This window comes from Cystobacter fuscus DSM 2262, assembly GCF_000335475.2.
Taxonomy (GTDB): Bacteria; Myxococcota; Myxococcia; order Myxococcales; family Myxococcaceae; genus Cystobacter; species Cystobacter fuscus.
This window is the reverse complement of sequence record NZ_ANAH02000018.1, coordinates 1-19,493: the sequence shown is the minus strand read 5'-3', so window position 1 is coordinate 19,493 and position 19,493 is coordinate 1. Positions and strand designations below refer to the sequence as shown.

Below are 19,493 nucleotides of genomic sequence, written 5' to 3'. Positions count from 1 at the left end.
CTGGGAGACTCCCGTGCCCTTCGTCGCCTTGGAGTGGGATCACAAAATAGGAAAGCCCATGATTAGCTGGATCGTCGTGGAGTGCAGCGGCGTGGTGGAGAAGTGTGGCGGTCCGTCCGCCCTGCCTCCGCGCCGCGACGTCGCCTACTTCGTGGAGGAGAAGACCGCCGAGCGGGACGCCAAGGCCTTCGCCGAGTACAAGAACGCCCAGCAAGAGGGACGCCTGGGCCAGATGATGCCTCCGGCCGAACTCCAGTGGCATGCGGCGTACCCGTGGGATCACCAACTTCACAGTCCGTTGCTGCGCTGGGGAGTCCTCGAGTGGAACGGCAAGCACGGCAAGCCCGGCCCCCGGCTGGACGTGGCCTACTTCCTGGACCCCGTGCTGGCCGAGAGCGACGCGAAGTGGTTCAGCTGGGAGAGGGATCGGTGGCTCGCCGAGCGCCCGAGCAAAACCGAGCCCCCTGCCGTGTCCCTCGCCCGTAAGGTAGGCTGAGGGTCGCCCCAGGCTCGACCTGAACAGTACCTGGAGGGCGTGGAGTTCTGGATGACGCATTCCATGCACGCAACCCTCCTGGGCCTCCCAGACTCGGTCAGTGACGAGCTGGAGCGGGCATTTCGAGCCGAGGGGTTCGCCCTCGAGTGCCGCCGACTAACACCTGGTAGACCGTCTCTCCCCCAGGTGTTCCCGCCGGGACTGGTGCTGCTCTGGGAGGACGAAGGGTCGCTGGAGCAGGCGGTCAGCACCTGCCGGCAGCTCGCCTCCGTCTGCGCGCTGTCCCGCTCCTGGCTCTTCGTGTTGACACGCCGCGACGTGAGTGAGCAGTCGGAGTTGATCCTCGCTGGTGCCAGCGAATGCATCTCTCCGACGGGAGAGCAGTGGGCCCCCAACCTGCTCACGCACGTGCGGCACCTGCGCATCCCCACGCGAGCGGGGACCGCGGTGGGCGAGCCGCCCCATTCGCGCGTCCCCTCCGAGCGGGCCCTGCGGACGCTGCTGTCGGCCACCACGGCCGACCTCGGCCACGACTTCTTCCGCACCCTGGTGAAGCAGCTCGCCGAGGCATTCCGCGTCACCTGCGCCATGGTGGGCGAGATGCTGCCGGAGCAGGACTCCATCCGCACGCTCGCCTTCTGGAGCCGCGGGGCCTTCCAGAACACGGTGACCTATCCGCTCAGCGGCACGCCCTGTCACAACGCCGTCCTGCACTCCATCTGCCACTACGCGGACGACGTGAGCCGGCACTTCCCCGAGGATCTGATGCTCACGGACCTCGGCCTGCGCGGCTACCTGGGCGCGGCCCTGCGCAGCTCCCGGGGCGAGGTCATCGGGGTGCTCGCCATCCTGCATGATCAACTGCTCGACGCGGGCGAGCTGGACTTCTCCCTGCTGGGCGCGTTCGCGACCCGCGCGGGCGCGGAGCTGGAGCGCATCCGGGCCCAGGCCGAGCTGGAGCGCACGCGCGACTTCCTGCGCAACACGCTCGAGGCCGTGCCGGATCCCATCTTCGTCAAGGATCGCAACCACCGCGTGCTGGTGGTCAACAGCGCCCTGTGCCGGCTGGTGGGCCGCCCGGCGTCGGAGTTGTTGGGCCAGCGCAGCATCGACGTCATGCCCGAGTACCAGGAGCAGAGCGCCTGGGAGCAGGACGAGCAGAGCTTCGCCTCGGGCCAGCCCGGCGAGAGCGAGCAGAGCTTCATCGACAGCACGGGGATGAGCCGCACCATCCTCACCCGGCGGGCGGTCTTCCCCGGCGCCGACGGTCAGCCCTCCCTGGTGTCCGTGCTCCGGGATCTCACCGAGCGCAAGCGCCTGGAGACGCAGCTGCGCCTGGCGGATCGGATGACGTCCATGGGGACGCTGGCGGCCAGCGTGGCGCATGAAATCAACAACCCGCTGTCCTCTGTCTGCGCCAACCTCTCCTATCTGGGCGAGCAGCTCTCCGGGGACACGTTCTCCCCCGAGCTGCTGCCCGAGCTGCGCGAGGTGCTGGTGGAAACCGAGGAGGGCGCCTCCCGCGTGCGCTCCATCGTCCAGGACCTGAAGTCCTTCGCGCGCGGGGACGAGGAGCACCAGGGGCCCATCGACGTGCACCGGGTCATCGAGAGTTCGCTGCGCCTGGTGCGCAACGAGCTGCAGCGCTACAACGCCCAGTTGGAGCGGGTGCTCGAGCCAGTGCCCCCGGTGCTGGGCAACGCATCACGCCTGGGGCAGGTGCTGGTGAACCTGCTGGTCAACGCGATGCAGGCGTTCCCCGAGGCGCGTTCGGAGAACAACCGCATCCGCGTCATCACCCGGATGGAAGCGCCGCGGCGCGTGGTGGTGGAGGTGGAGGACAACGGCAAGGGGATGAGCCAGGAGGTGATCGAACGCATCTTCGATCCCTTCTTCACCACCAAGCCGGTGGGCGTGGGCACGGGGCTGGGCCTGGCCATCTGCCACACCATCGTCCAGTCCATGGGCGGGGAGATCGACGTGCGCAGCATGCCCGGACGCGGCACCACCTTCATGCTGGTGCTGATGAGCACCGAGGAGGAGGACACGGGCGAGCGCGAGAGCGACGAGCCCTCCCTGGCCGAGCAGTCCGCGCCCCCGCGCACCTACGCCACCGGCTAGACGGCGCTGCTCAGGGCTCGAACTGCACGACGAAGGACGTCCACCGCGCCTGGCCCTCGAAGGAGTCGCGGATGATCCGCAGGCGGTTGGGCGAGTCGAACTCGAACCCCGCCAGCGACTCGCTGATGAGATCATCTCCCGAATAGGACGACTCGCCTCCGGCCTGGCCGTTCATGCCCTGCCCGCTGGCGAACACCACCGAGCGGGACTCATCCACCGGGGAGATGGTGGGGTAGGCATCGTATTTACCCCGGACCATGGTGACCGGGACCGTCTGCACGCTGGCGCGCCGCCCGAAGTCGATCCGCTCCCAGGAAATGTCCTGGATGACCGCCGTCGTGCAGCCCGCGCTGTTGCCCGCGCCGCGCGAGAAGGAGATCTCCGTGGGCGAGGTGAGCGTGCCCCGCAGGACCCGGTCACAGAGGTTCGCCGTGCCCGCGTTGGTCACCCGGTAGGTGAAGAGCAGCACGCTGGTGGTGGGGTCCACCGCGGGCAGGCCACTGACGGTGGCCTCGGTCTGGACTCCGGTCATCGTCACGCCCGTGCCCCGGGTGACCTGGAGCCCCTCGGCCTCCACGACCTGGAGCGAGCCCTTCCAGCCCGTGGCACAGGGGACGGGCCACTGGAGGTCCACCTTGGTGTACGACTCGGACAGCTTCGCGGTGAAGTAGTCATCCTCGCCGAGGATCTTCCCGCTCTGTTCGCCGGTCACCAGCAGGAAGGTGTTCTCCGGCACCACGCGCTGGATCGGAACCTGGAGGAGGCTCTGCACCTGGCAGCTCGGCTGCAGGTGCTGCACCTTCAGCCCGGCGCCCAACTCCACCGTATGCCACACGATGTAGACGATGGCCGTCCCCCTCTCGTTGCGGCCACAGGTGAGGGCATCCCGGGCCGTGAGCATGCAGCGCACGCCCGAGGCGTCGGGATTGGTGCCCGCGGGGCTGATCGAGATGAACAGCATCGTCTTCGACAGATCGAGCTGCGCGGGCGAGATGAGACACGTCACCGAGTTGCGATCGGCGGGCATTTCACAGACGCCCTTGCGCACCGCCGGCAGGATGATCTGATCCTCCTCCGCCAGGAGACCTGAAACCGAGGCGGTCAGGGGGAACGTGCCGCTGCTCTTGCCCTTGAAGTAGAAGGAGGCACGGGTCGCGCCCTCGGCGAACACCGCCGCGGACAGGGGGCTGAGGCAGCCCGGATCGGAGAAGAACGAGAACCCCGTGCCCGAGAGCGCCACGTCTCTCGGGCCGGCGAAGGCCAGGGGCTGGCCGTGATCATCGCGCGCCTCGAGCTCCACCAGGGCCGAGCAGCCGCCCGCGGACAGGGTCTGGGTGCTGGTGATGAAGAACAGGTCCGTCGGCTCGACGACGACGTTCTCGTCCTGGAACACGGGCTCGAGCCCGCTGGCGGCCGCGCTGATGCGCAGGCTCTGCGCCACCGTGCTCCGGAAATAGAAGGTGACGCTGCTGCTCCCGGCCTCCACCGTCACCGCCTCCGTGGCGTCCGAGCAGGCCGCGTCACGGAACAACCCCACGCCCGTGGCGGGCTGGGTGCTCAGCACGACAGTGGTGGCGGCCCCCACGGGGGAGGCGCTTCCCGCCGCCGTCCGCGTCTCGAGCACCACGGCCTGCGAGCACTGCCCCACTCCCACGCTCCGCGCGGGGCTGGCGAAGTCCAACCGCGTGGGCGGACCACCCGGCGCCTCGGACTGGCACAGGCCCGCGCGGCAGACGTAGCCCGTGGCGCACTCGTCGCTCTGGGTGCAGGGATAGCGCCGCGTGTCGGCGCCGGTGGAGCCGGATGAACACCCGTGCAGCACGGCCAGCAGCGACAGGGGGAGCCAAGAAGACACTCCAGGCCAGGACAGCCGCTTCATGGAAAGGCACCTCCGACCACCACCCCGGCCGGAGTGGCTGAAACGTTCACGGGTGCGCCAAGCACCCAGAGGGTTCCTCCCGCGATGGCCGCGGCGCCCGCGACCCCGAAGAGGATGTTGGCCCACCGCGCCTGGGAGCGCGCCCGGGCATCGAGCGCGAAGGCCTCGCGCTGGGTGAGGCCGACGGTCAAGCCCGCCTCGTCCACCGGAGCGCCCACCACCCGGGCCCGGTCCTGGTTCGACCGCACCCCGAGAAAACCACCCGTCGCGCCCGCTCCCACCGCCAGTCCCAGACTCACGTAGGCCACGGTGCGCAGCGGCAAGCCCGGTGCCCGCGCCACCTGGGGCTGCTTGCCGGGCAGGGGCGACACGGGCGCGGGCGCGGGCAGGGGCGCGGGCGTGGCCGAGATCGCGCCAGGAGCCAGGGCCCCCAGGGGCGAGGTGTCGCTGCCCAGCGAGGTGAGCACCGCCCGGCGCTCGTCGAGCAGCTCCGCCCACCACTCCACGCGCGTTGCCTTCCTCGCCACGGAGGCCTTGCCCTCGGTGAGCGGCTGCTCCTGCTCGCTCCACCCGGCTCCGGCCTCGCGCTGGTGGAAGCGCACGCTCCGGCCCAGGTTCAGCACGTCCGGTTTCACCTGGACCGTTAGCAGGTTGTCCGCTCCGCTCGTGGGCAGGGCCTCCAGCCGCAGCGCCGCTCCCTTGTCACCCACCCAGCCCTTGGCCTCGAAGAAGGGAGTGACCACCCTCGGGGCATAGTCCCCCTTGAGCCGGTAATCCGGCGCGAGCACCAGCAGCGTCTGGAAGGCCGTGCGTGCCTTGGCCGGTTGCTGAAGCATGCCGGCCACCACTCCCTGGAGTTCGAGGATCTCCAACAATGTGTCTCGAGCGTTGCCCGGCTGCGCGCGGGCCTGATCCAACGCGCGGGCCGCCTCCGCGTAGCGCAGCTCCTCGAGGAGCAGGCGAGCACGTGGCAGATAGGGGTTGGATGTCTCACCCCATGCCAGCGACGTCAGCAACAAGGTGGTAGTGAGTACGACGAATCGATGGAGGGCAACCACGGTCCATTGATATTAATCGGGATGGCAGGAAAACGGTGAATTGACAGATACCCGTTAGGATGAAGAAAGTGGACCCCCGTGCGTGATCTCCAGCCCACCTCCCCGGAGAGTGACACCGACCGCTTCATCATCTGGCAGCCGGGGCTGACCGTGGGTCGTTACAACCTGCTGACGCGACTCGCCGTGGGAGGCATGGCGGAGATCTGGCTCGCGCGACAGGGAGGCCCCCAGGGCTTCGAGAAGTTCATCGCCATCAAGCGCATCCTCGATTCGCTGAGCTCGGACGCGGACTTCGTGGGGATGTTCCTCGACGAGGCCCGGCTCGCCGCGCAGCTCAACCACCCGCACATCGTCCAGATCTTCGACCTGGGAGAGGAAGAGGGGGCCTACTACATCGCGATGGAGTACCTGCCAGGAGAGAACCTGGCCTCCGTCGCCCGGGCCTGCACGCGTCAGAACAAGGTGCTGCCCCTGCCGCTCGCGGTGCGCATCATCGCGCATGCCGCCGAGGGCCTGGCCTACGCCCACGCGAAGCTGGGACCGGATGGGGCCCTGCTCGGCATCGTCCACCGCGACGTGTCCCCGCAGAACATCCTGGTCACCTATGAAGGCCTGGTGAAGGTGCTGGACTTCGGGATCGCCAAGGCGGCCACCCGTGAGAGCCAGACCATGGCGGGCCAGGTGCGCGGCAAGGCGGCGTACATGTCGCCCGAGCAGGCGCGAGGCCAGCTCCTCGACGCGCGCAGCGACATCTTCTCGCTGGGCATCGTCCTCTTCGAGCTGGTGACGGGCACGCGGCTGTTCCCCTCCATGGAGCCGCTCGCCGCGATGAATACCCTGGCCGGGGAGACGCCGCTGCCCGTGGCCCACGAGCGCAACCCCCGCGTTCCCGAGTCCCTCAGCCGCATCATCTCCCGGGCCCTCGCGCGCCAGCCTGGCCAGCGCTTCATCAGCGCCCGCCACTTCCAGGCCGCCCTCGAGGAATGGCTGCGCGCCCAGCCCGAGGTGCCGGACTGCTCCGAGCTGTCCAGCTACATGACGGACCTCTTCGCGGATCGCATCCAGGAGCGCGCCCGGCTGCTGGAGGCGGCGCGCTCCGGGGATCTCACGCCCTCGAGCGCCCGCCGGGTGGTGGGACGGCTCCAGTCCTCGGCGTCGATGCCAGGACGTGTGCTCGGAACCCGGGAGCTCACCGTCGAGCAGCCCGCGCCCAGTCGGCGGCCGCGCTGGCCGTGGATCGCCGGTGCCGCCGTGCTGTCGCTGCTCGCCCTCTCCGGGGGGTTGTTCTTCGCCTTGCGCGGCTCGCCGGCCGAGTCCCCCGCCGTCAAGGCGCCTCCGGTCGCCGCGCGCCCGCCCACGCCCACGGGGCCGCCCGTGCTCACCATCGAGACGGAGCCCCCCGGTGCCCAGCTCCGGGTGGACGGCCAGGAGGTGGGGGTGTCGCCCCTGTCGCTCGAGACGCTCGCCCTGGGCGAGCACCGGGTGGTGGCCTCGCTCGAGGGCCGGGCTCCCGAGGAACGCCTGGTGAAGCTGTCCCACCCGGGCGAGCGGACCCTGGTGAGGCTCGAGTTGCCCGCCCTGGGCCAGGCCCCGCCTCCCGCCTCCGCGGTCGTCCCAGAGCGCCCCGCGCCCGAGGCCCCCAAGGCCGCGGCTCCCTCCCAGGCGCTCGCGGCGGAGCCCCATGCCTCCAGCGTGGCGCGCGCGACGAAGCGCGCCATGGGCCGGCTGACCCTGGACACCAAGCCCTGGACCTACGTCTATCTGCGCGGGCGCAAGCTCGGGGACACCCCGCTCATCGAGGTCCCCCTCCCGGCGGGACGGCACCAACTCAAGCTCGTCAACGAGGGCAAGAACATCTCCACCGTCATCGAAGTGGAGATCCGCGCCGGACAGACCACGGGCAAGAAGCTGCAACTGTGAGCCGCCCCCCTGCCCCGCCGCCCCCGTGCCCTCACGGGGGAGCCGGAGCCTCGGGGGCCTCGGGTGGCAGCACGTAGGGGCCAAGCGCTTCCGGGTACCCGCGGCACTCGCGTGGCCGCCCCCGGGGTGAGCTGGCTGCCGCGCCTTGGTGGTTCATCCCGGCCGGTGCCCGCCGTAGGTTCCACCCATGCGAACCCGTCCCATCCCCAAGAGTGGTGAGCAGGTGCCCGTCGTCGGGCTCGGCACCTGGCAGACGTTCGACGTGGGCCCCTCGCCCACCGAGCGAGCCTCCCAGAAGCAGGTGCTCCAGCGCTTCCTCGCGGCGGGCGCCCGGGTCATCGACTCCTCGCCCATGTACGGTCGCGCCGAGACGGTGACGGGAGACTTGTTGCGCGAGCTCGGCCAGGAGCGCACCCCCTTCCTGGCCACCAAGGTGTGGACCTCCGGCCGCGAGGAGGGCGTCGCGCAGATGCGCGACTCGCTGCGCAAGATGGGCCACGGCCAGTTGGACCTGATGCAGGTGCACAACCTGGTGGACTGGCGCACCCACCTGCCCGTGCTGCGCGAGTGGAAGAAGGAGGGACGCATCCGCTACCTCGGCGTGACGCACTACCAGCTCGGCGCCTTCGACGAGCTGGAGAAGCTCATCCGCCACGAGGCGCTGGACTTCGTGCAACTGCCCTACTCCATCGCCGTGCGCGACGCGGAGAAGCGGCTGCTCCCCGCCGCCGCCGAGCACGGCACCGCGGTGCTGGTGATGCGGCCCTTCGAGAGCGGCGCGCTCTTCCGCCAGGTCAAGGGCAAACCTCTGCCTGCCTGGGCAGCCGAGTTCGACTGCACGAGCTGGGCGGAATTCTTCCTCAAATACATTCTCGGCCACCCGGCGGTGACCTGCCCCATCCCCGCCACGAGCAACCCCCGTCACCTGGAAGACAATCTGCGCGCGGGCAGCGGACGGCTCCCCGACGAGAAGACCCGGGCGCGCATGGTGGAGTACCTCGGACGGTGAGTTCCCTACCTCCCGCTTAATCCGTTTTGGCGGACTAAAAATAGAAGTCATGGTAGGGTCAGGCCATGACTCGATTCACTCCCCTTCGCTCCCTCATGCCCCTGCTGGGGTTGCTGTGTCTGGCCGCTGTCTCCGCCCAGGCGCAGACCAAGAGCACCAAGCGCGGTGTGGCCTATGGCTATCACTCCGCCGAGGACATGAAGGCCCTCTCCAAGGGAATCAGCTGGTGGTACAACTGGGCCTCCACGCCCGAGGCGGGCGCCGCCAGCGTGGCCTCCTCGGTGGGCGTCTCGTTCGTGCCCATGGTCTGGGGCGGCACGCCGAACGCGGATCAACTGGCCGCCTCCATCCCCGCGGGCACCCAGTACCTGCTGGGCTTCAACGAGCCCAACTTCAAGAGCCAGGCGAGGAAGACGCCCAGCGAGGCCGCGGCGCTCTGGCCCATCCTCGAGGACGTGGCCCGCCGCAAGAACCTCAAGCTGGCATCCCCCGCCGTCAACTACTGCGGAGATTGTGTCTCCGAAGGCGGCGTGACCTTCACGGATCCCGTGGTCTATCTGGATGCCTTCTTCGCCAAGTGCACCAACTGCCAGGTGGATTACGTCGCCGTGCACTGGTACGCGTGCGACCTGAGCGCGCTCAAGTGGTACATCGGCCTGTTCAAGAAGTACAACAAGCCCATCTGGCTGACCGAGTTCGCCTGCGGAGACCGGCCGCACGATCAGATCACCCTGGACGTGCAGAAGAAATACATGACCGACGCCGTCACCTACCTCGAGAGCGAGCCGGCCGTCTTCCGCTACTCGTGGTTCTCCGCCCGCAACAACGAGATTCCCAACATCAACCTGCTCGGCGCGTCGGGGCAGCTCACGGAGCTGGGCAACCTGTACGTCTCCCTGCCCGCGGGCGGCGGCACCACCCCGCCCCCCTCGGGCAACAAGCTGACGCCGGTGGCGGCCACGGCCTCCTCCAGCGAGAGCGGCGGCACCGCCGCGGCCAATGCCATCGATGGCAACTTGAGCACCCGCTGGAGCAGCGCCTTCGCGGATCCGCAGTACCTCCAGCTCGACCTGGGCACCGCGAAGAAGATCTCCGGCGTGCGGCTCACCTGGGAGGCGGCCTACGGCAAGGACTACCAGGTGCAGGTGTCCAACGACGCCGCGGCCTGGACGACCGTGGCCACGGTGGTGGGCGGAGATGGCGGCGTGGATGACCACACCGGCCTGTCCGCCACCGCCCGCTACGTGCGCATCTACGGAACGAAGCGCGCCACCGGCTACGGCTACTCCCTCTTCGAGGTGGAGCTCTTCGGCACGCCGTAGCCCAAGCCGCGGCTCCAAGCCGTGGCCCGGCAGGGCCCGCTCAGGCCTCGGGATCGAGGAAGAGCAGGCCCGCGGGCGGCGCGGGCTCCACCCGCAGCGTCTTCGACGGGAGCGTCTGCGCGGCCTCCATCACCGCGCGTACCTCCCAGAGCGGCGGCGGGTTGAGGGCGAAGCCCGCCTGGAACTTCCCCTCCTCCACGCCCCGCACCAGCGACTCGAGGCCCTGCACCGCGAACACGTTCGGGTGCCCGGGCGCCTCGGGATCCTTGATGCCCAGCACCGTGCGCAGCACCAGCGCGTTGAGCAGCGCCAGGTCAAGGCTGCGCAGCGTGGGATTGCGCGGGGCCGCCTTCAGGTGCGCCAGATCCAACCCCTGCCGGAAGCGGAGGATCTTCCCCCGCCCCTCGGGCAGCACCAGCAGCACCGCGTGCTGTCCGCGCACCAGCGTGGCCAGCCGCTCGCGCGCGTTGCCCACGCCCCGCGCGCTCGTCAGCGGCTCGTCGAGATCGTAGACCCGCGCGTAGGCCGCCACGAGCCTGAGGAAGGTGTCCTCGTGGAAGGTGTCCAGGCCGTGGAGGCCGCGGTGCACGGGCTCGAAGTGCAGCCCCGGATCCGACAGGGGCACGATGGCCGCGAGGCTCGGCCGGCGCTCGTCCAGCTCCGCCAGGGGACGCAGCGGCGCCTCGTCGAGCACCGCCTGGATGCGTTTGGCCACCGGGGAGGGCTCGATGCGGCGCAGGGACAGCGGGGCCCCCTGGAACGTCCCCTGCCACACCACGCTGCTCCGCTCGGCGGCCTCCGCCAGCAGGCCCCGGAGCACCCCGTGATCATCGGCCGCCAGGGTGATGGCGGGCTCCACCTGGGCGGAGCGGGGCCGGTAGGGATCGCTCTCCAGGGGATCGGCCGCGTCGGGCGCGAGCGCGCACAAGAGGAAGCGCACCGGAGGCGCGCCCAGCGGGCCGTCCTGGGCGGGCACCTCGGCCAGGTACAGGGCGGGCCGGCTGTCGCGCAGCACGGAGCCCGCGGCCCGCCAGCGGCCCAGTTCCGCCGTGGGATCCACCCGATCCAACAGCGGACGCACCGACGCGGACCGGGGCGGCGCGTTGAAGGAGCCGCCTCCGTCATCGGCCGACAGATGGGACTCGAGCGAGGGAATCAGAGCGGAGAAGGGAAGGACGCGCGCCATGCACCCAAGGTGGAGATGCCCTCTCCTTCCGTCCAGGAAGGGGGCCCGGCCCGGGTGGCGACCAGGGAGCCAGGCGCCACGAGCCCCGGCCGCAATGTTGACTTCCAGGCCCCTGCCGGAGACACCCGGGTTCACATCCCGTCCCGCCCTCACTAGACCCGAGGCAGGACATCACCCACCCGAAGGAGCGCCAGATGGGCACGATGAAGTTCGAGATTCCCCACACCCTCAACAAGGACGATGCGAGGAAGCGCGTCGAGCAGCTCCTCCAGTACTGGAAGAGCAAGTACGGCGTGCAGTCGAACTGGTCGGGCGACGGGGCGAAGGTGACCGGCAAGGTGATGGGCATCAGCCTGGACGCCAACTTCACCATCACCGATGGCGTCATCCAGGGCGAGGGCACGGACCCGGGCATGCTGCTGCGCAGCAAGGCCAAGTCCTACATCCAGGACAAGTTCGCCAGCGTGCTGGATGCGTCCAAGAGCACCGACGACGTGAACAAGGGCCTGGCCTGACGAGGTGCCCCTAGCGCGGGGGCCCCTCCTCCAGCGCGGCGAGCGCGTAGCGGGCCGCGCGGGAGATGGCATCGGCCGAGTCCGGCAGCTCCGGGTAGTGGCCGGCCAGGGGCCGCTGGGGGAAGCGCAGCTGCGAGATGGCGTTGCGGTAGCTGCGCCGCGCCGCCTCGTGATCGCTCAAGCGCTCGTGAATCTGCGCCATGAGGTAGTGGCCGATGGCGAGCGAGGGCTCCAGGAAGAGCGCCTTGCCGAGCTCGGAACGCGCCTCGGGCAGCTCCCCGGCCTGGAGCGCCGCGAGCCCGCCGAACACCCGCGCCTCCACGCACAACGGCTCGCGGTGGAGCGCCTGGTTGAAGGCCTCGCGCGCGTCGGCGATCCGCCCCGTGAGCGAGTAGAGGTTGCCGATGGTGAGCAGCGCATCCAGGTGGTTGGGCTCGTCCACCAGGAGCTGCTCCACGGTGGCCACCGCGGACACGAAGTCCCCGCGCTCGATCATCCGCACGGCCGCGTTGAGCCGCTCGCCGGGCGAGAGCATCAGGCTCCAGGCGGGCATCTCGTTGGTGGGGCGCGCGCGCGCGGCCTGGATGAACTCGGCGCTCAGCGCGGGCGTGCGGCGCGTGGGCGTCTTCACGTCGGAGACATCCAACGTCTGCTGCAGGGCCTCGGTGGACGGGAGCACCGCGGGCGTGCGGATGGTCGGCCGGGGCTTGGGAGGGGTCTGCGTCGAGGGCCGGGGCGGCGTCGCGGGAGGCAGCGCCCCCAGGGGCATGGGCTTGGGGCCCACGCCGGGAGCGCGCGGCTCCAGGGGTTTGACGGGCCGGCGGTAGATGAACGAGCCCTCCATCTCCACCATCTCGAAGCGGTCGTAGACCTTGAAGAGGCTCTCCGAGTAGCCCAGCAGCAGCAGCGCCCCGGGCCGCAGCGCCGCGAGGAAGCGATCCATCAGCGCGCGGATGGTGGGCAGGTCGAAGTAGATGATGACGTTGCGGCAGAGGATGAGATCCAGCGACTCGGGCTTGACCTTCTCGAAGACGGGGACGGCGAGGTTCTGCCCGTCGAAGCGCACGTAGTCCTTGAGCGAGGAGACGATCTCATGCCCCCCGGGCACCGGCCGGAAGAAGCGCGTGCGGCGATCGGAGGGGATGCTGGCCACGCGGCGCGAGGCGAAGCGGCCCTGCTTGGCGGCCTCCACGGCGGCGAGGTTGAGATCCGTGGCCCACAGGTCCACCTCGATGGGCAGCGCGCCCAGCTCGGCGAGCACCATGGCCAGGCTGTAGGGCTCCTCGCCGGTGGCGCAGCCCGCGGACCAGATGGACACCCGGCGCGTCTCGCGCCGCGCGCGCGCCAGGGCCTCGGGGAGGATGCGGTTCTCCAGCGCGCTGAACTGCTTGGGATCGCGGAAGAACTCCGTATGGCCCACGGTGACGAGCGGCAGCAGCTTGCGCAGCTCGTCCTCCTGCGTGCGCAGGCGATTGACGTACTCCTCCGAGTCCTCGAGCCCCGACAAGGGCATGCGCGTGGACAGCGCCAGGCGCAGGCTGTGGTAGCCGTCCGGAGTGATTTTGAGTCCCGCGCGCTCGAGCAACAGGGCGGCCAGTTGCTGCAGGGCCCGGGAGGTCACTGTCAGCATGTGCGCACCCACTGGGTGAGGGTTGGTCCGATGCGATCGAGTGGAAGGACTTCCTCGGCTGCACCCAGCCGCACGGCTTCCTTGGGCATTCCGTACACGGCGCACGTCGCCTTGTCCTGGGCGATGGTGCGGCCGCCGCGCTCGCGGATCTCCTTGAGCCCCCGGGCACCATCGCGGCCCATGCCGGTGAGGATGACGCCCAGCACGCGCGTGCCGAAGGTCTCCGCCGCCGACGTGAGCAGCACGTCACACGAAGGCCGGAAGCCGCGCACCGGCGGCCCCGGATCCAACGACAGCATCCCCCCAGAGCGCACCAACAGGTGCGAGCCCGAGGGGGCGATATAGACGGAGCCGGGCACCATGGCGTCTCCTTCGGAGGCCTCCACCACGCGCAACGACGAGCTGGCGCCCAGCCACTGCGCGAGCCCCTCGGTGAAGCCCTGGCTGATGTGCTGGCAGATGCACACGGGGGCGGGAAAATCCTGCGGCAGGGTCTTGAGCAGCACGGAGAGCGCCTTGGGCCCGCCGAGCGACGAGGCGATGGCCACCAGGGGGTACGGCGCCTCGGAGGCCGCGGGGCGCACGGGCTTGGACTGACCCTGCACGGGGCGCGACACACGCACCTCGGCGAGCAGCATCAACTTGCGGCTCACCGCGTGCCAGAAATCGGTGCCGGGCTCGGCCGGCCGGGGCACCACCTCCACGGCCCCCGAGGCGAGTGCCTGGAAGGCCTCGGCGTCGGAGAGCAGCCCCGGGTGCAGCGCGAGCACGGGCACGGGCCGCTCCACCATGACGCGGGCGATGGCCTGGAGCGACTCCGGCGCGGACAGGTCCACCACGACCACGTCCGGGTGCAGCCGCTGCACGCCCTCGAGCGCCTCGGAAAAGCCACAGACGTTGCCCGATGGGGCGAGCACGCTCCCATCGAACAGTCCTCGCGAGGCGCCCCGGAACACCTCGCCCACGAGCAACACCCGGTATGCGGACGCACCAACGTCCAAGTGATTCCCTTGCCTTCTCTCAGGTGAGCCGATCAATGGTCTGGGCGAGGCTTTCCACGCCCAGTTCGCCCTTGACGAGGTATGCATCCGCGCCCGCCTCGGCCCCACGTCGTCTGTCCTCGGGAGATGCGAGCGAGGACAGGACGATGACCGGCGTGCGCGCCAACCCCGCGGTGGACTTGAGCTTGCGCGTCAATGAGAAGCCATCCAGCCGGGGCATCTGCACGTCGGTGAGGATGAGATCGTACGTCTGGGACTGGGCGCGCAGGTAGCCCTCCTCGCCGTCCTGGGCCTCGTCCACGGTGTGGCCGAGCGCCTTGACGAGCGCGGATTCGGTGGCGCGCGCGATGGGCGAGTCGTCCACCAGCAGCACCTTGAGCCGCTTGGCGGTGGTGCCCTGGGTGACGGGCCGCGCCATGCGGCGCACCTCGGCCATGATGTCCGGCACGTGCAGCAGCACGGCGATGCGGCCATCCTCCAGCGCGGCGGTGCCGGCGATGAAGGCGGCGCCCTTGAGGAACTCGCCGCCGCAGGGCTTCACCGCCACCTCGCGCTCGTCCACGAAGCCATCCACCACCAGGGCGGCATGGTCATCTCCGTGACGCACCACCACGGCGGGCGGCTTGTCGAAGCGGTTGCCGCCGTTGACGCCGAGCAGCGGCCCCAGGCCCACCAGGGCGATGGGCTTGCCGCGGTGCTTGACCGCGAGCGTGCCGAACACCTCCATGCGATCATCCGGCTTCACGCGCATCACCGCCACCACGTCGGCGGCGGGGATGCCGTAGACGTCGTCGCCCAGGCGCACGAGCAGCACCTTCATGAGCGCGAGCGACTGCGGCAGACGCAGGGTGAAGGTGGAGCCACGGCCCAGACGGCTGGAGATGCCCACCGAGCCGCCCAGCGACTCCACCTTCTTCTTCACCACGTCCATGCCCACGCCGCGGCCGGAAATGTCGGTGACTTCCTCGCGGGTGGAGAAGCCGGGGCGGAAGATGAGCTCGATGGCCTCGCGCTCGGAGAGCGAGGCGGCCTGGTTCTCCGTGAGCAGGTGCTTGCGCACGGCCACCTGGCGCAGCTTCTGCGGATCCATGCCGCGGCCGTCGTCGTCCACCTCGATGCTGAGCATGTCGCCGTCGGCGCGCACGCGGATGCGCAGGCGTCCCGCGGCGGGCTTGCCGAGCATGCGGCGCTCGTCGGGGCTCTCCAGGCCGTGGTCCACGCCGTTGCGCAACAGGTGCACGAGCGCGTCGCGCACGTCGGCCAGCATCGAGCGGTCCACGCCCAGGTCGGCGTTCTCGATGACGAGCTCCACCTCCTTGGCCTGGGAGCGCGACAGGTCGCGCACCGCGCGCGGGAAGGCGTCGAAGACGGTGGACAGGGGCACCAGCCGGGCGTCGGCCACGTGGTCCGCCATCATCGCCAGGTTGCCGTGCAGCGTCTCGATGCCATCGCCGTTGCTGCGCACGAAGCGGAACGCGTCATCGCGCAGCATGTGCAGGTCGCCCTCGATGCGCTCCACGTCGTTGCGCAGCGTGTTGGGCACCTCGAGCTGCTCGGTGAGCCGCAGGAAGCGGTCGCCCAGGCGCGAGAAGCGCTGGAGCAGCGATTCGATCTGCGAGGCGCGCAGGCGGCCGCGCGCGCTCTCCACCAGCAGATCTCCCGCGAGCAGGCCGAGCGAGTCGAGCACCTCGACGTTCACGCGGATGCTGCGATCGGCCAGCTTGTTGTGGTGCGGCTCCTCGTGCTCGGCCTTGGCGGCCCGGGGCGCGGGAGCGGCGGCGGGCGCGGGAGGAGGCGCGTAGGCGGGCTCCACCGCATCGGCCATGACCTCCAGCACGGTCTCGGCGTGAGCGGGGCGCACGACCGGCACGCTCGTGGACGAGGGCGCCTTGGAGCCGCCGATGGGGGGAATGGGATGGCCGGACGCCGCGGAGAGCGCCTCGCACATCTCCTGGGAGGCCAGGGTGCCCACCTGGGCGCCCTCGTGGTCCTCCAGCAGGTCCGCGATGGTGTCGCATGCGCGCAGCAGCAGGTCCGTCGCCACCTCGGTGGCGGCCTTGCCTTCACGCTCGGCGCGCAGCACGTCCTCGGCCGCGTGCGCGAGCTGGCCGATGGCGGCCAGACCGAGCATGCGTGCCTCGCCCTTCATCGTGTGCAGCTCGCGCGCGACCTCGTCCGCCGCCTGATCCGCGGTGGGCTTCTCCAGGTCGAGCACGCCCAGCTGGATCTTCTGCAGGCGATCCGCGCTGACTTCCTGGAACTTCTGCAGGAGGGATCTCTTGAGTGACTCGGTATCCATGCGTGTGGGGCACCCGGGCGGCGGTCAGCCGACCCGGGTGGACTCCTCCCGCTCCTGTCTCGTCAGTCAGCCTTGAAGCGCTTGATGAGTTCCGCCAGCCGTCCGGCGAGCTGGTTGAGCTCGGCGGCGGCACCCGTGGCCTGCTTGGAGGCCGAGGTGGTCTGGCGCGTCACGTCCTCGATCTCCGCCATGGAGGCCACCACCTGCTCGGTGGCGGTGCGCTGCTGCTGGGTGGCGAGGTTGATGACGCGGGCCGCGTCGCTCGTCTCCTGCACGCCCGCGAGGATGCCCTCGACGGCCTGCGCCGCCACGGCGCCGAGCTTCTCACCCGACTCGGTGGCTTCCTTGGAGGCCTCGGCCGCGGCGCCCGCGGCGGCCGTGGCCTCGCGGATCTCGGTGATCAGGTTCTTGATCTCCTTGGTGGACTCCATGACGTTCTCGGCGAGGCGGCGCATTTCGGCGGCCACGATGGAGAAGCCCTTGCCCGCCTCACCGGCGCGGCTGCCCTCGAGCGCCGCGTTGAGCGCGAGCAGGTCCGAGCGGTCGGCGATCTCGTCGATCACCTCGACCACGGTGCCGATGCGCTCCACGCGCTTGGACAGCTTGGTGATGGAGTCGGCCACGGCGACGCCGTCGCTGCGGATCTGCTGCATGGCCTGGATGAACTCGCCGATGGCGCCCCGGCCCGCGCGAGCCGCGCCCAGGGTCTCCTCGGCCACGCGCGCCACGCTGCCGGCGTTCTCGGCGATCTGCGCCGAAGCGTGCTTGAGTTCCTCCATCGTCGCCGTGGTCTCGTGGATGGCGGCGGCCTGCTCGGTGGAGGACGTCTCGTGCTGGGTGGAGGCGGAGAGCACCTGGTTGGAGGACGAGGACAGGCGCAGCGCCGCCTCGTTGATCTCCCGCACGAAGGTGCGCAGGGTCTCGATCACCTTGCCGAAGCCCTCGAGCAGGGGCGCGAGCTGGGCGTCCTCGGTGGTGGTGTTCCACCGGGCGAGATCGCCATCACGGCCCAGCGAGATGAGCGCGTCGACGGCCTGATCGATCTCCTGCGCCGCCACCTGCTTGCGGTGCTCGGAGACGGCGAAGCGCTCGAGGAGCTGGTTGAAGAGGTTGGCCAGGTCCGCGGCGTCCTCGTCCAGCGCGTTCTTGTGCACGCGTGCCTCGAGGTTGCCCGCGAGGACGGCGATCACCGTGTCGGTGATGGGCTTGAGGGAGCCCGCCTTCTTCGAGCGGGAAGCCCCGTCCGCGGCGGAAAAATCGGTCTTCGAATCAGCGAGCGACATTGCCTTCAGTGCCTTCCTTGAACATCAAGGTTTCGAGAAGATCGATGAGCATCACGGGACGCGCGTCATCGAGGAAAACCCCCACCGCGTAGGGCGCCGCGCCAACCACCGGGGGTAGCCGGCGCAGGTGCTGGATGGGGACGGGACGCACCCCGCGGATGGCATCCACCTTGAGGTGGCCCTCTCCCTCGGGTGCGTCGAACACGAGCGCGCGATGGCCGCGCTTCAGGGGGCCGAGTTCCGGCAGGGAGATGTCCTCCGCGAGCGAGCGATCGATGCGCAGCACCTGCGAGGCGTCCGTGCCGTAGACGATGTCGCCCACCTCGAAGAAGAGGATGTCCACCTCTTCCGCGGCGGGAGCGAAGACGTCGGAGATCATCGCAGCACCGCGCGCTGCCTCGCGCTCTGCAGCAGCTTGGTGAAGTGCAGCAGGGCGACGGTCTCGTTGGGCACCAGGCCCTCGGCCACGCCGATGAGGTGCTCGGCCGCCGCGTCTCCACCGAGGGGAGGCGGCAGGATGTCGGCCACGGGGATGCGCCGCAGTCCGAGCACCGCGTCGGCCACCACGCCGACCCGGTAGTTGCCGCTGGTGCCGATGAACAACCGGGTCCTCGGTCCGACCCGGGCCTCGCCCTTGCCGAGGAAGCGCAGCAGATCCATCACGGGCATGACCTCGCCGCGATGGCCCGTGACACCCAGGAGGAAGGAGGGAGTCCGGGGCAAGGGGGTGAGCAGCCCGGTACGGATGACCTCGAGCACGTTCTCACTGGGAACGGCGAGGCGGAGGTCAGCCACCCGGAAACAGAAAAATTCCTGTTCGGGCCGGGCTTGAGCCGCGATGGCCCGGTCGGGAGCCATCCGAAGCGCACGTTGGAGGGGAGTGTTGGTCAAGGCGACAAAGTATCCGGAGGCAAGCGAAGTGGGTCAAGCCTGGACCGAATCACATGGTCCGGACCGGCTCAACGGTGTAGGGTGACTGCCGTATTCCAGGGGAGGAAGATGTCTCGCGTACTGGTCATCGATGATAGCCCAATGCTGGTGGAACTCACGGTCAGGGCGCTGTCGGCCGCGGGCTACCACGCCACCGGGGCGACCGACCTGGCGAGCCTGGAGGTGAAGCTCTCCGAGGGGCCGTTCGCGCTCATCCTCATGGACGTGAACATGCCGGAGATGTTCGGCGACGACGTCGTCGAGTACCTCCGCACCCAGAAGAGGGTGACGTCCAAGCTGGTGCTCTACTCGGACATCTCCGAGGAGGAACTGGCGGCGAAGACCCGCCAGTCGGGCGCGGATGCCTACATCCTCAAGGGAGGTGGGCTCGAGGCGGTCATCGGCGGGATCATGCGCATCCTGGGTCCGCCCCCACCGCCCGTCGCCGCCCCGCGTCCCGCTGGCATGGCGCCCGGCGTGGCGGCCCCCCGGCCGGTTGCTTCCTCCACCGCCGCACGTCCAGCCCCGGGGACTCCGGTGGCTCGGCCGCCCGGTGCCGTCGCGGCGCGGCCCGTCGCTCCGCCCGGAGCGGCTCCCGGGGGAGTCGCGGCGCCTCCACGCGCCGTGGCCGCGCCTCCGGGACAGGTCGCGGCGCCCCGTGCACCCGTGGCGGGTCCGCCTGGAGCGCCCCGTCCGGCGGCGCCGGTGCCTGGAACGGGTGCGCCCGCGGCGCCTCGTGCACCCCTGCCAGGGCAGGCGGCGGCTCCCCGCCCCGGAGTCCCGGCGGCGGGCGGCCCGAGCCTGACGCCCGCCGCGCCGCGCCCCCCCGTCGCGGGACAGGTGA

At 70.2% G+C, this 19,493-nt stretch carries 16 protein-coding genes; 7 read left to right on the top strand and 9 right to left on the bottom strand.

Annotated features, from left to right (window positions below):
* Positions 1-58 precede the first annotated feature (58 nt).
* Complete coding sequence (locus D187_RS28575) at positions 59-496, top strand: hypothetical protein (RefSeq protein WP_051256588.1); 438 nt, start codon at positions 59-61, stop codon at positions 494-496.
* A 63-nt stretch (positions 497-559) separates the two neighbouring features.
* Positions 560-2,617 (top strand): ATP-binding protein, encoded by a 2,058-nt coding sequence (locus D187_RS28570; protein ID WP_162159702.1) that lies wholly within the window; start codon positions 560-562, stop codon positions 2,615-2,617.
* A 10-nt stretch (positions 2,618-2,627) separates the two neighbouring features.
* Here D187_RS28570 and D187_RS28565 read toward each other — a convergent pair whose 3' ends face one another.
* Together D187_RS28565 and D187_RS28560 are read right to left on the bottom strand one after the other, a co-directional pair.
* The gene (locus tag D187_RS28565) at positions 2,628-4,496 is read right to left on the bottom strand and encodes a hypothetical protein (protein WP_002632084.1); all 1,869 of its coding nucleotides are present in this window, start codon (positions 4,494-4,496) and stop codon (positions 2,628-2,630) included.
* Positions 4,493-5,515: a hypothetical protein gene (locus D187_RS28560; RefSeq protein WP_245591854.1), complete on the bottom strand. Its 1,023-nt coding sequence runs from the start codon at positions 5,513-5,515 to the stop codon at positions 4,493-4,495. Before D187_RS28560 ends, D187_RS28565 begins: the two co-directional genes overlap by 4 nt.
* Before the next feature lie 117 nt (positions 5,516-5,632).
* Here D187_RS28560 and D187_RS28555 point away from each other — a divergent pair, with 117 nt between their 5' ends.
* From D187_RS28555 to D187_RS28545, 3 genes are all read left to right on the top strand, one after another.
* Complete coding sequence (locus tag D187_RS28555; protein WP_002632086.1) at positions 5,633-7,474, top strand: serine/threonine-protein kinase; 1,842 nt, start codon at positions 5,633-5,635, stop codon at positions 7,472-7,474.
* Between the two features lie 187 nt (positions 7,475-7,661).
* Positions 7,662-8,483, top strand: coding sequence for an aldo/keto reductase (locus tag D187_RS28550; protein WP_002632087.1), 822 nt, complete (start codon positions 7,662-7,664; stop codon positions 8,481-8,483).
* 65 nt (positions 8,484-8,548) lie between these two features.
* Positions 8,549-9,805, top strand: coding sequence for a glycosyl hydrolase (locus D187_RS28545; RefSeq protein ID WP_002632088.1), 1,257 nt, complete (start codon positions 8,549-8,551; stop codon positions 9,803-9,805).
* Between the two features lie 40 nt (positions 9,806-9,845).
* Here the strand turns inward: D187_RS28545 and D187_RS28540 are convergent, their stop codons facing one another.
* Positions 9,846-10,991, bottom strand: coding sequence for a DUF1015 family protein (locus D187_RS28540; protein ID WP_002632089.1), 1,146 nt, complete (start codon positions 10,989-10,991; stop codon positions 9,846-9,848).
* A gap of 194 nt (positions 10,992-11,185) precedes the next feature.
* Between D187_RS28540 and D187_RS28535 the strand changes: the two genes are divergently transcribed.
* Entirely contained in the window at positions 11,186-11,506 is a 321-nt protein-coding gene (locus D187_RS28535; RefSeq protein WP_002632091.1) for a polyhydroxyalkanoic acid system family protein, read from the top strand.
* A 10-nt stretch (positions 11,507-11,516) separates the two neighbouring features.
* On the opposite strand, the gene D187_RS28530 is transcribed toward D187_RS28535, so the two are convergent.
* The 6 genes from D187_RS28530 to D187_RS28505 all read right to left on the bottom strand — a co-directional run bounded on the left by D187_RS28530 (position 11,517) and on the right by D187_RS28505 (position 18,577).
* Positions 11,517-13,136 carry a CheR family methyltransferase gene (locus tag D187_RS28530; RefSeq protein WP_043431801.1) on the bottom strand — a complete coding sequence of 540 codons (1,620 nt, stop codon included), beginning with the start codon at positions 13,134-13,136 and terminating at the stop codon, positions 11,517-11,519.
* Positions 13,130-14,137, bottom strand: coding sequence for a chemotaxis protein CheB (locus D187_RS28525; RefSeq protein WP_002632093.1), 1,008 nt, complete (start codon positions 14,135-14,137; stop codon positions 13,130-13,132). Before D187_RS28525 ends, D187_RS28530 begins: the two co-directional genes overlap by 7 nt.
* 19 nt (positions 14,138-14,156) lie before the next feature.
* Positions 14,157-16,436 carry a hybrid sensor histidine kinase/response regulator gene (locus D187_RS28520; protein ID WP_002632094.1) on the bottom strand — a complete coding sequence of 760 codons (2,280 nt, stop codon included), beginning with the start codon at positions 16,434-16,436 and terminating at the stop codon, positions 14,157-14,159.
* Between the two features lie 62 nt (positions 16,437-16,498).
* Complete coding sequence (locus D187_RS28515; protein ID WP_002632095.1) at positions 16,499-17,719, bottom strand: methyl-accepting chemotaxis protein; 1,221 nt, start codon at positions 17,717-17,719, stop codon at positions 16,499-16,501.
* Complete coding sequence (locus D187_RS28510; RefSeq protein ID WP_002632096.1) at positions 17,706-18,098, bottom strand: hypothetical protein; 393 nt, start codon at positions 18,096-18,098, stop codon at positions 17,706-17,708. The genes D187_RS28515 and D187_RS28510 overlap by 14 nt, the downstream gene beginning before the upstream one ends.
* Positions 18,095-18,577: a chemotaxis protein CheW gene (locus D187_RS28505; protein WP_002632097.1), complete on the bottom strand. Its 483-nt coding sequence runs from the start codon at positions 18,575-18,577 to the stop codon at positions 18,095-18,097. Before D187_RS28505 ends, D187_RS28510 begins: the two co-directional genes overlap by 4 nt.
* Before the next feature lie 141 nt (positions 18,578-18,718).
* Between D187_RS28505 and D187_RS58220 the strand changes: the two genes are divergently transcribed.
* The coding region (locus tag D187_RS58220) for a response regulator (RefSeq protein WP_245591853.1) at positions 18,719-19,493 on the top strand (775 nt) is incomplete at its 3' end.

What these genes read in the sequence shown, in the direction of transcription:
- D187_RS28530 (WP_043431801.1), bottom strand. Translation starts at nt 13,136, where the DNA reads ATGCTGACAGTGACCTCCCGGGCCCTGCAGCAACTGGCCGCCCTGTTG.
- D187_RS28510 (WP_002632096.1), bottom strand. Translation starts at nt 18,098, where the DNA reads ATGATCTCCGACGTCTTCGCTCCCGCCGCGGAAGAGGTGGACATCCTC.
- D187_RS28545 (WP_002632088.1), top strand. Translation starts at nt 8,549, where the DNA reads ATGACTCGATTCACTCCCCTTCGCTCCCTCATGCCCCTGCTGGGGTTG.
- D187_RS28505 (WP_002632097.1), bottom strand. Translation starts at nt 18,577, where the DNA reads ATGGCTCCCGACCGGGCCATCGCGGCTCAAGCCCGGCCCGAACAGGAA.
- D187_RS28515 (WP_002632095.1), bottom strand. Translation starts at nt 17,719, where the DNA reads ATGTCGCTCGCTGATTCGAAGACCGATTTTTCCGCCGCGGACGGGGCT.
- D187_RS28535 (WP_002632091.1), top strand. Translation starts at nt 11,186, where the DNA reads ATGGGCACGATGAAGTTCGAGATTCCCCACACCCTCAACAAGGACGAT.
- D187_RS28550 (WP_002632087.1), top strand. Translation starts at nt 7,662, where the DNA reads ATGCGAACCCGTCCCATCCCCAAGAGTGGTGAGCAGGTGCCCGTCGTC.
- D187_RS28570 (WP_162159702.1), top strand. Translation starts at nt 560, where the DNA reads ATGCACGCAACCCTCCTGGGCCTCCCAGACTCGGTCAGTGACGAGCTG.
- D187_RS28575 (WP_051256588.1), top strand. Translation starts at nt 59, where the DNA reads ATGATTAGCTGGATCGTCGTGGAGTGCAGCGGCGTGGTGGAGAAGTGT.
- D187_RS28565 (WP_002632084.1), bottom strand. Translation starts at nt 4,496, where the DNA reads ATGAAGCGGCTGTCCTGGCCTGGAGTGTCTTCTTGGCTCCCCCTGTCG.
- D187_RS28540 (WP_002632089.1), bottom strand. Translation starts at nt 10,991, where the DNA reads ATGGCGCGCGTCCTTCCCTTCTCCGCTCTGATTCCCTCGCTCGAGTCC.
- D187_RS28520 (WP_002632094.1), bottom strand. Translation starts at nt 16,436, where the DNA reads ATGGATACCGAGTCACTCAAGAGATCCCTCCTGCAGAAGTTCCAGGAA.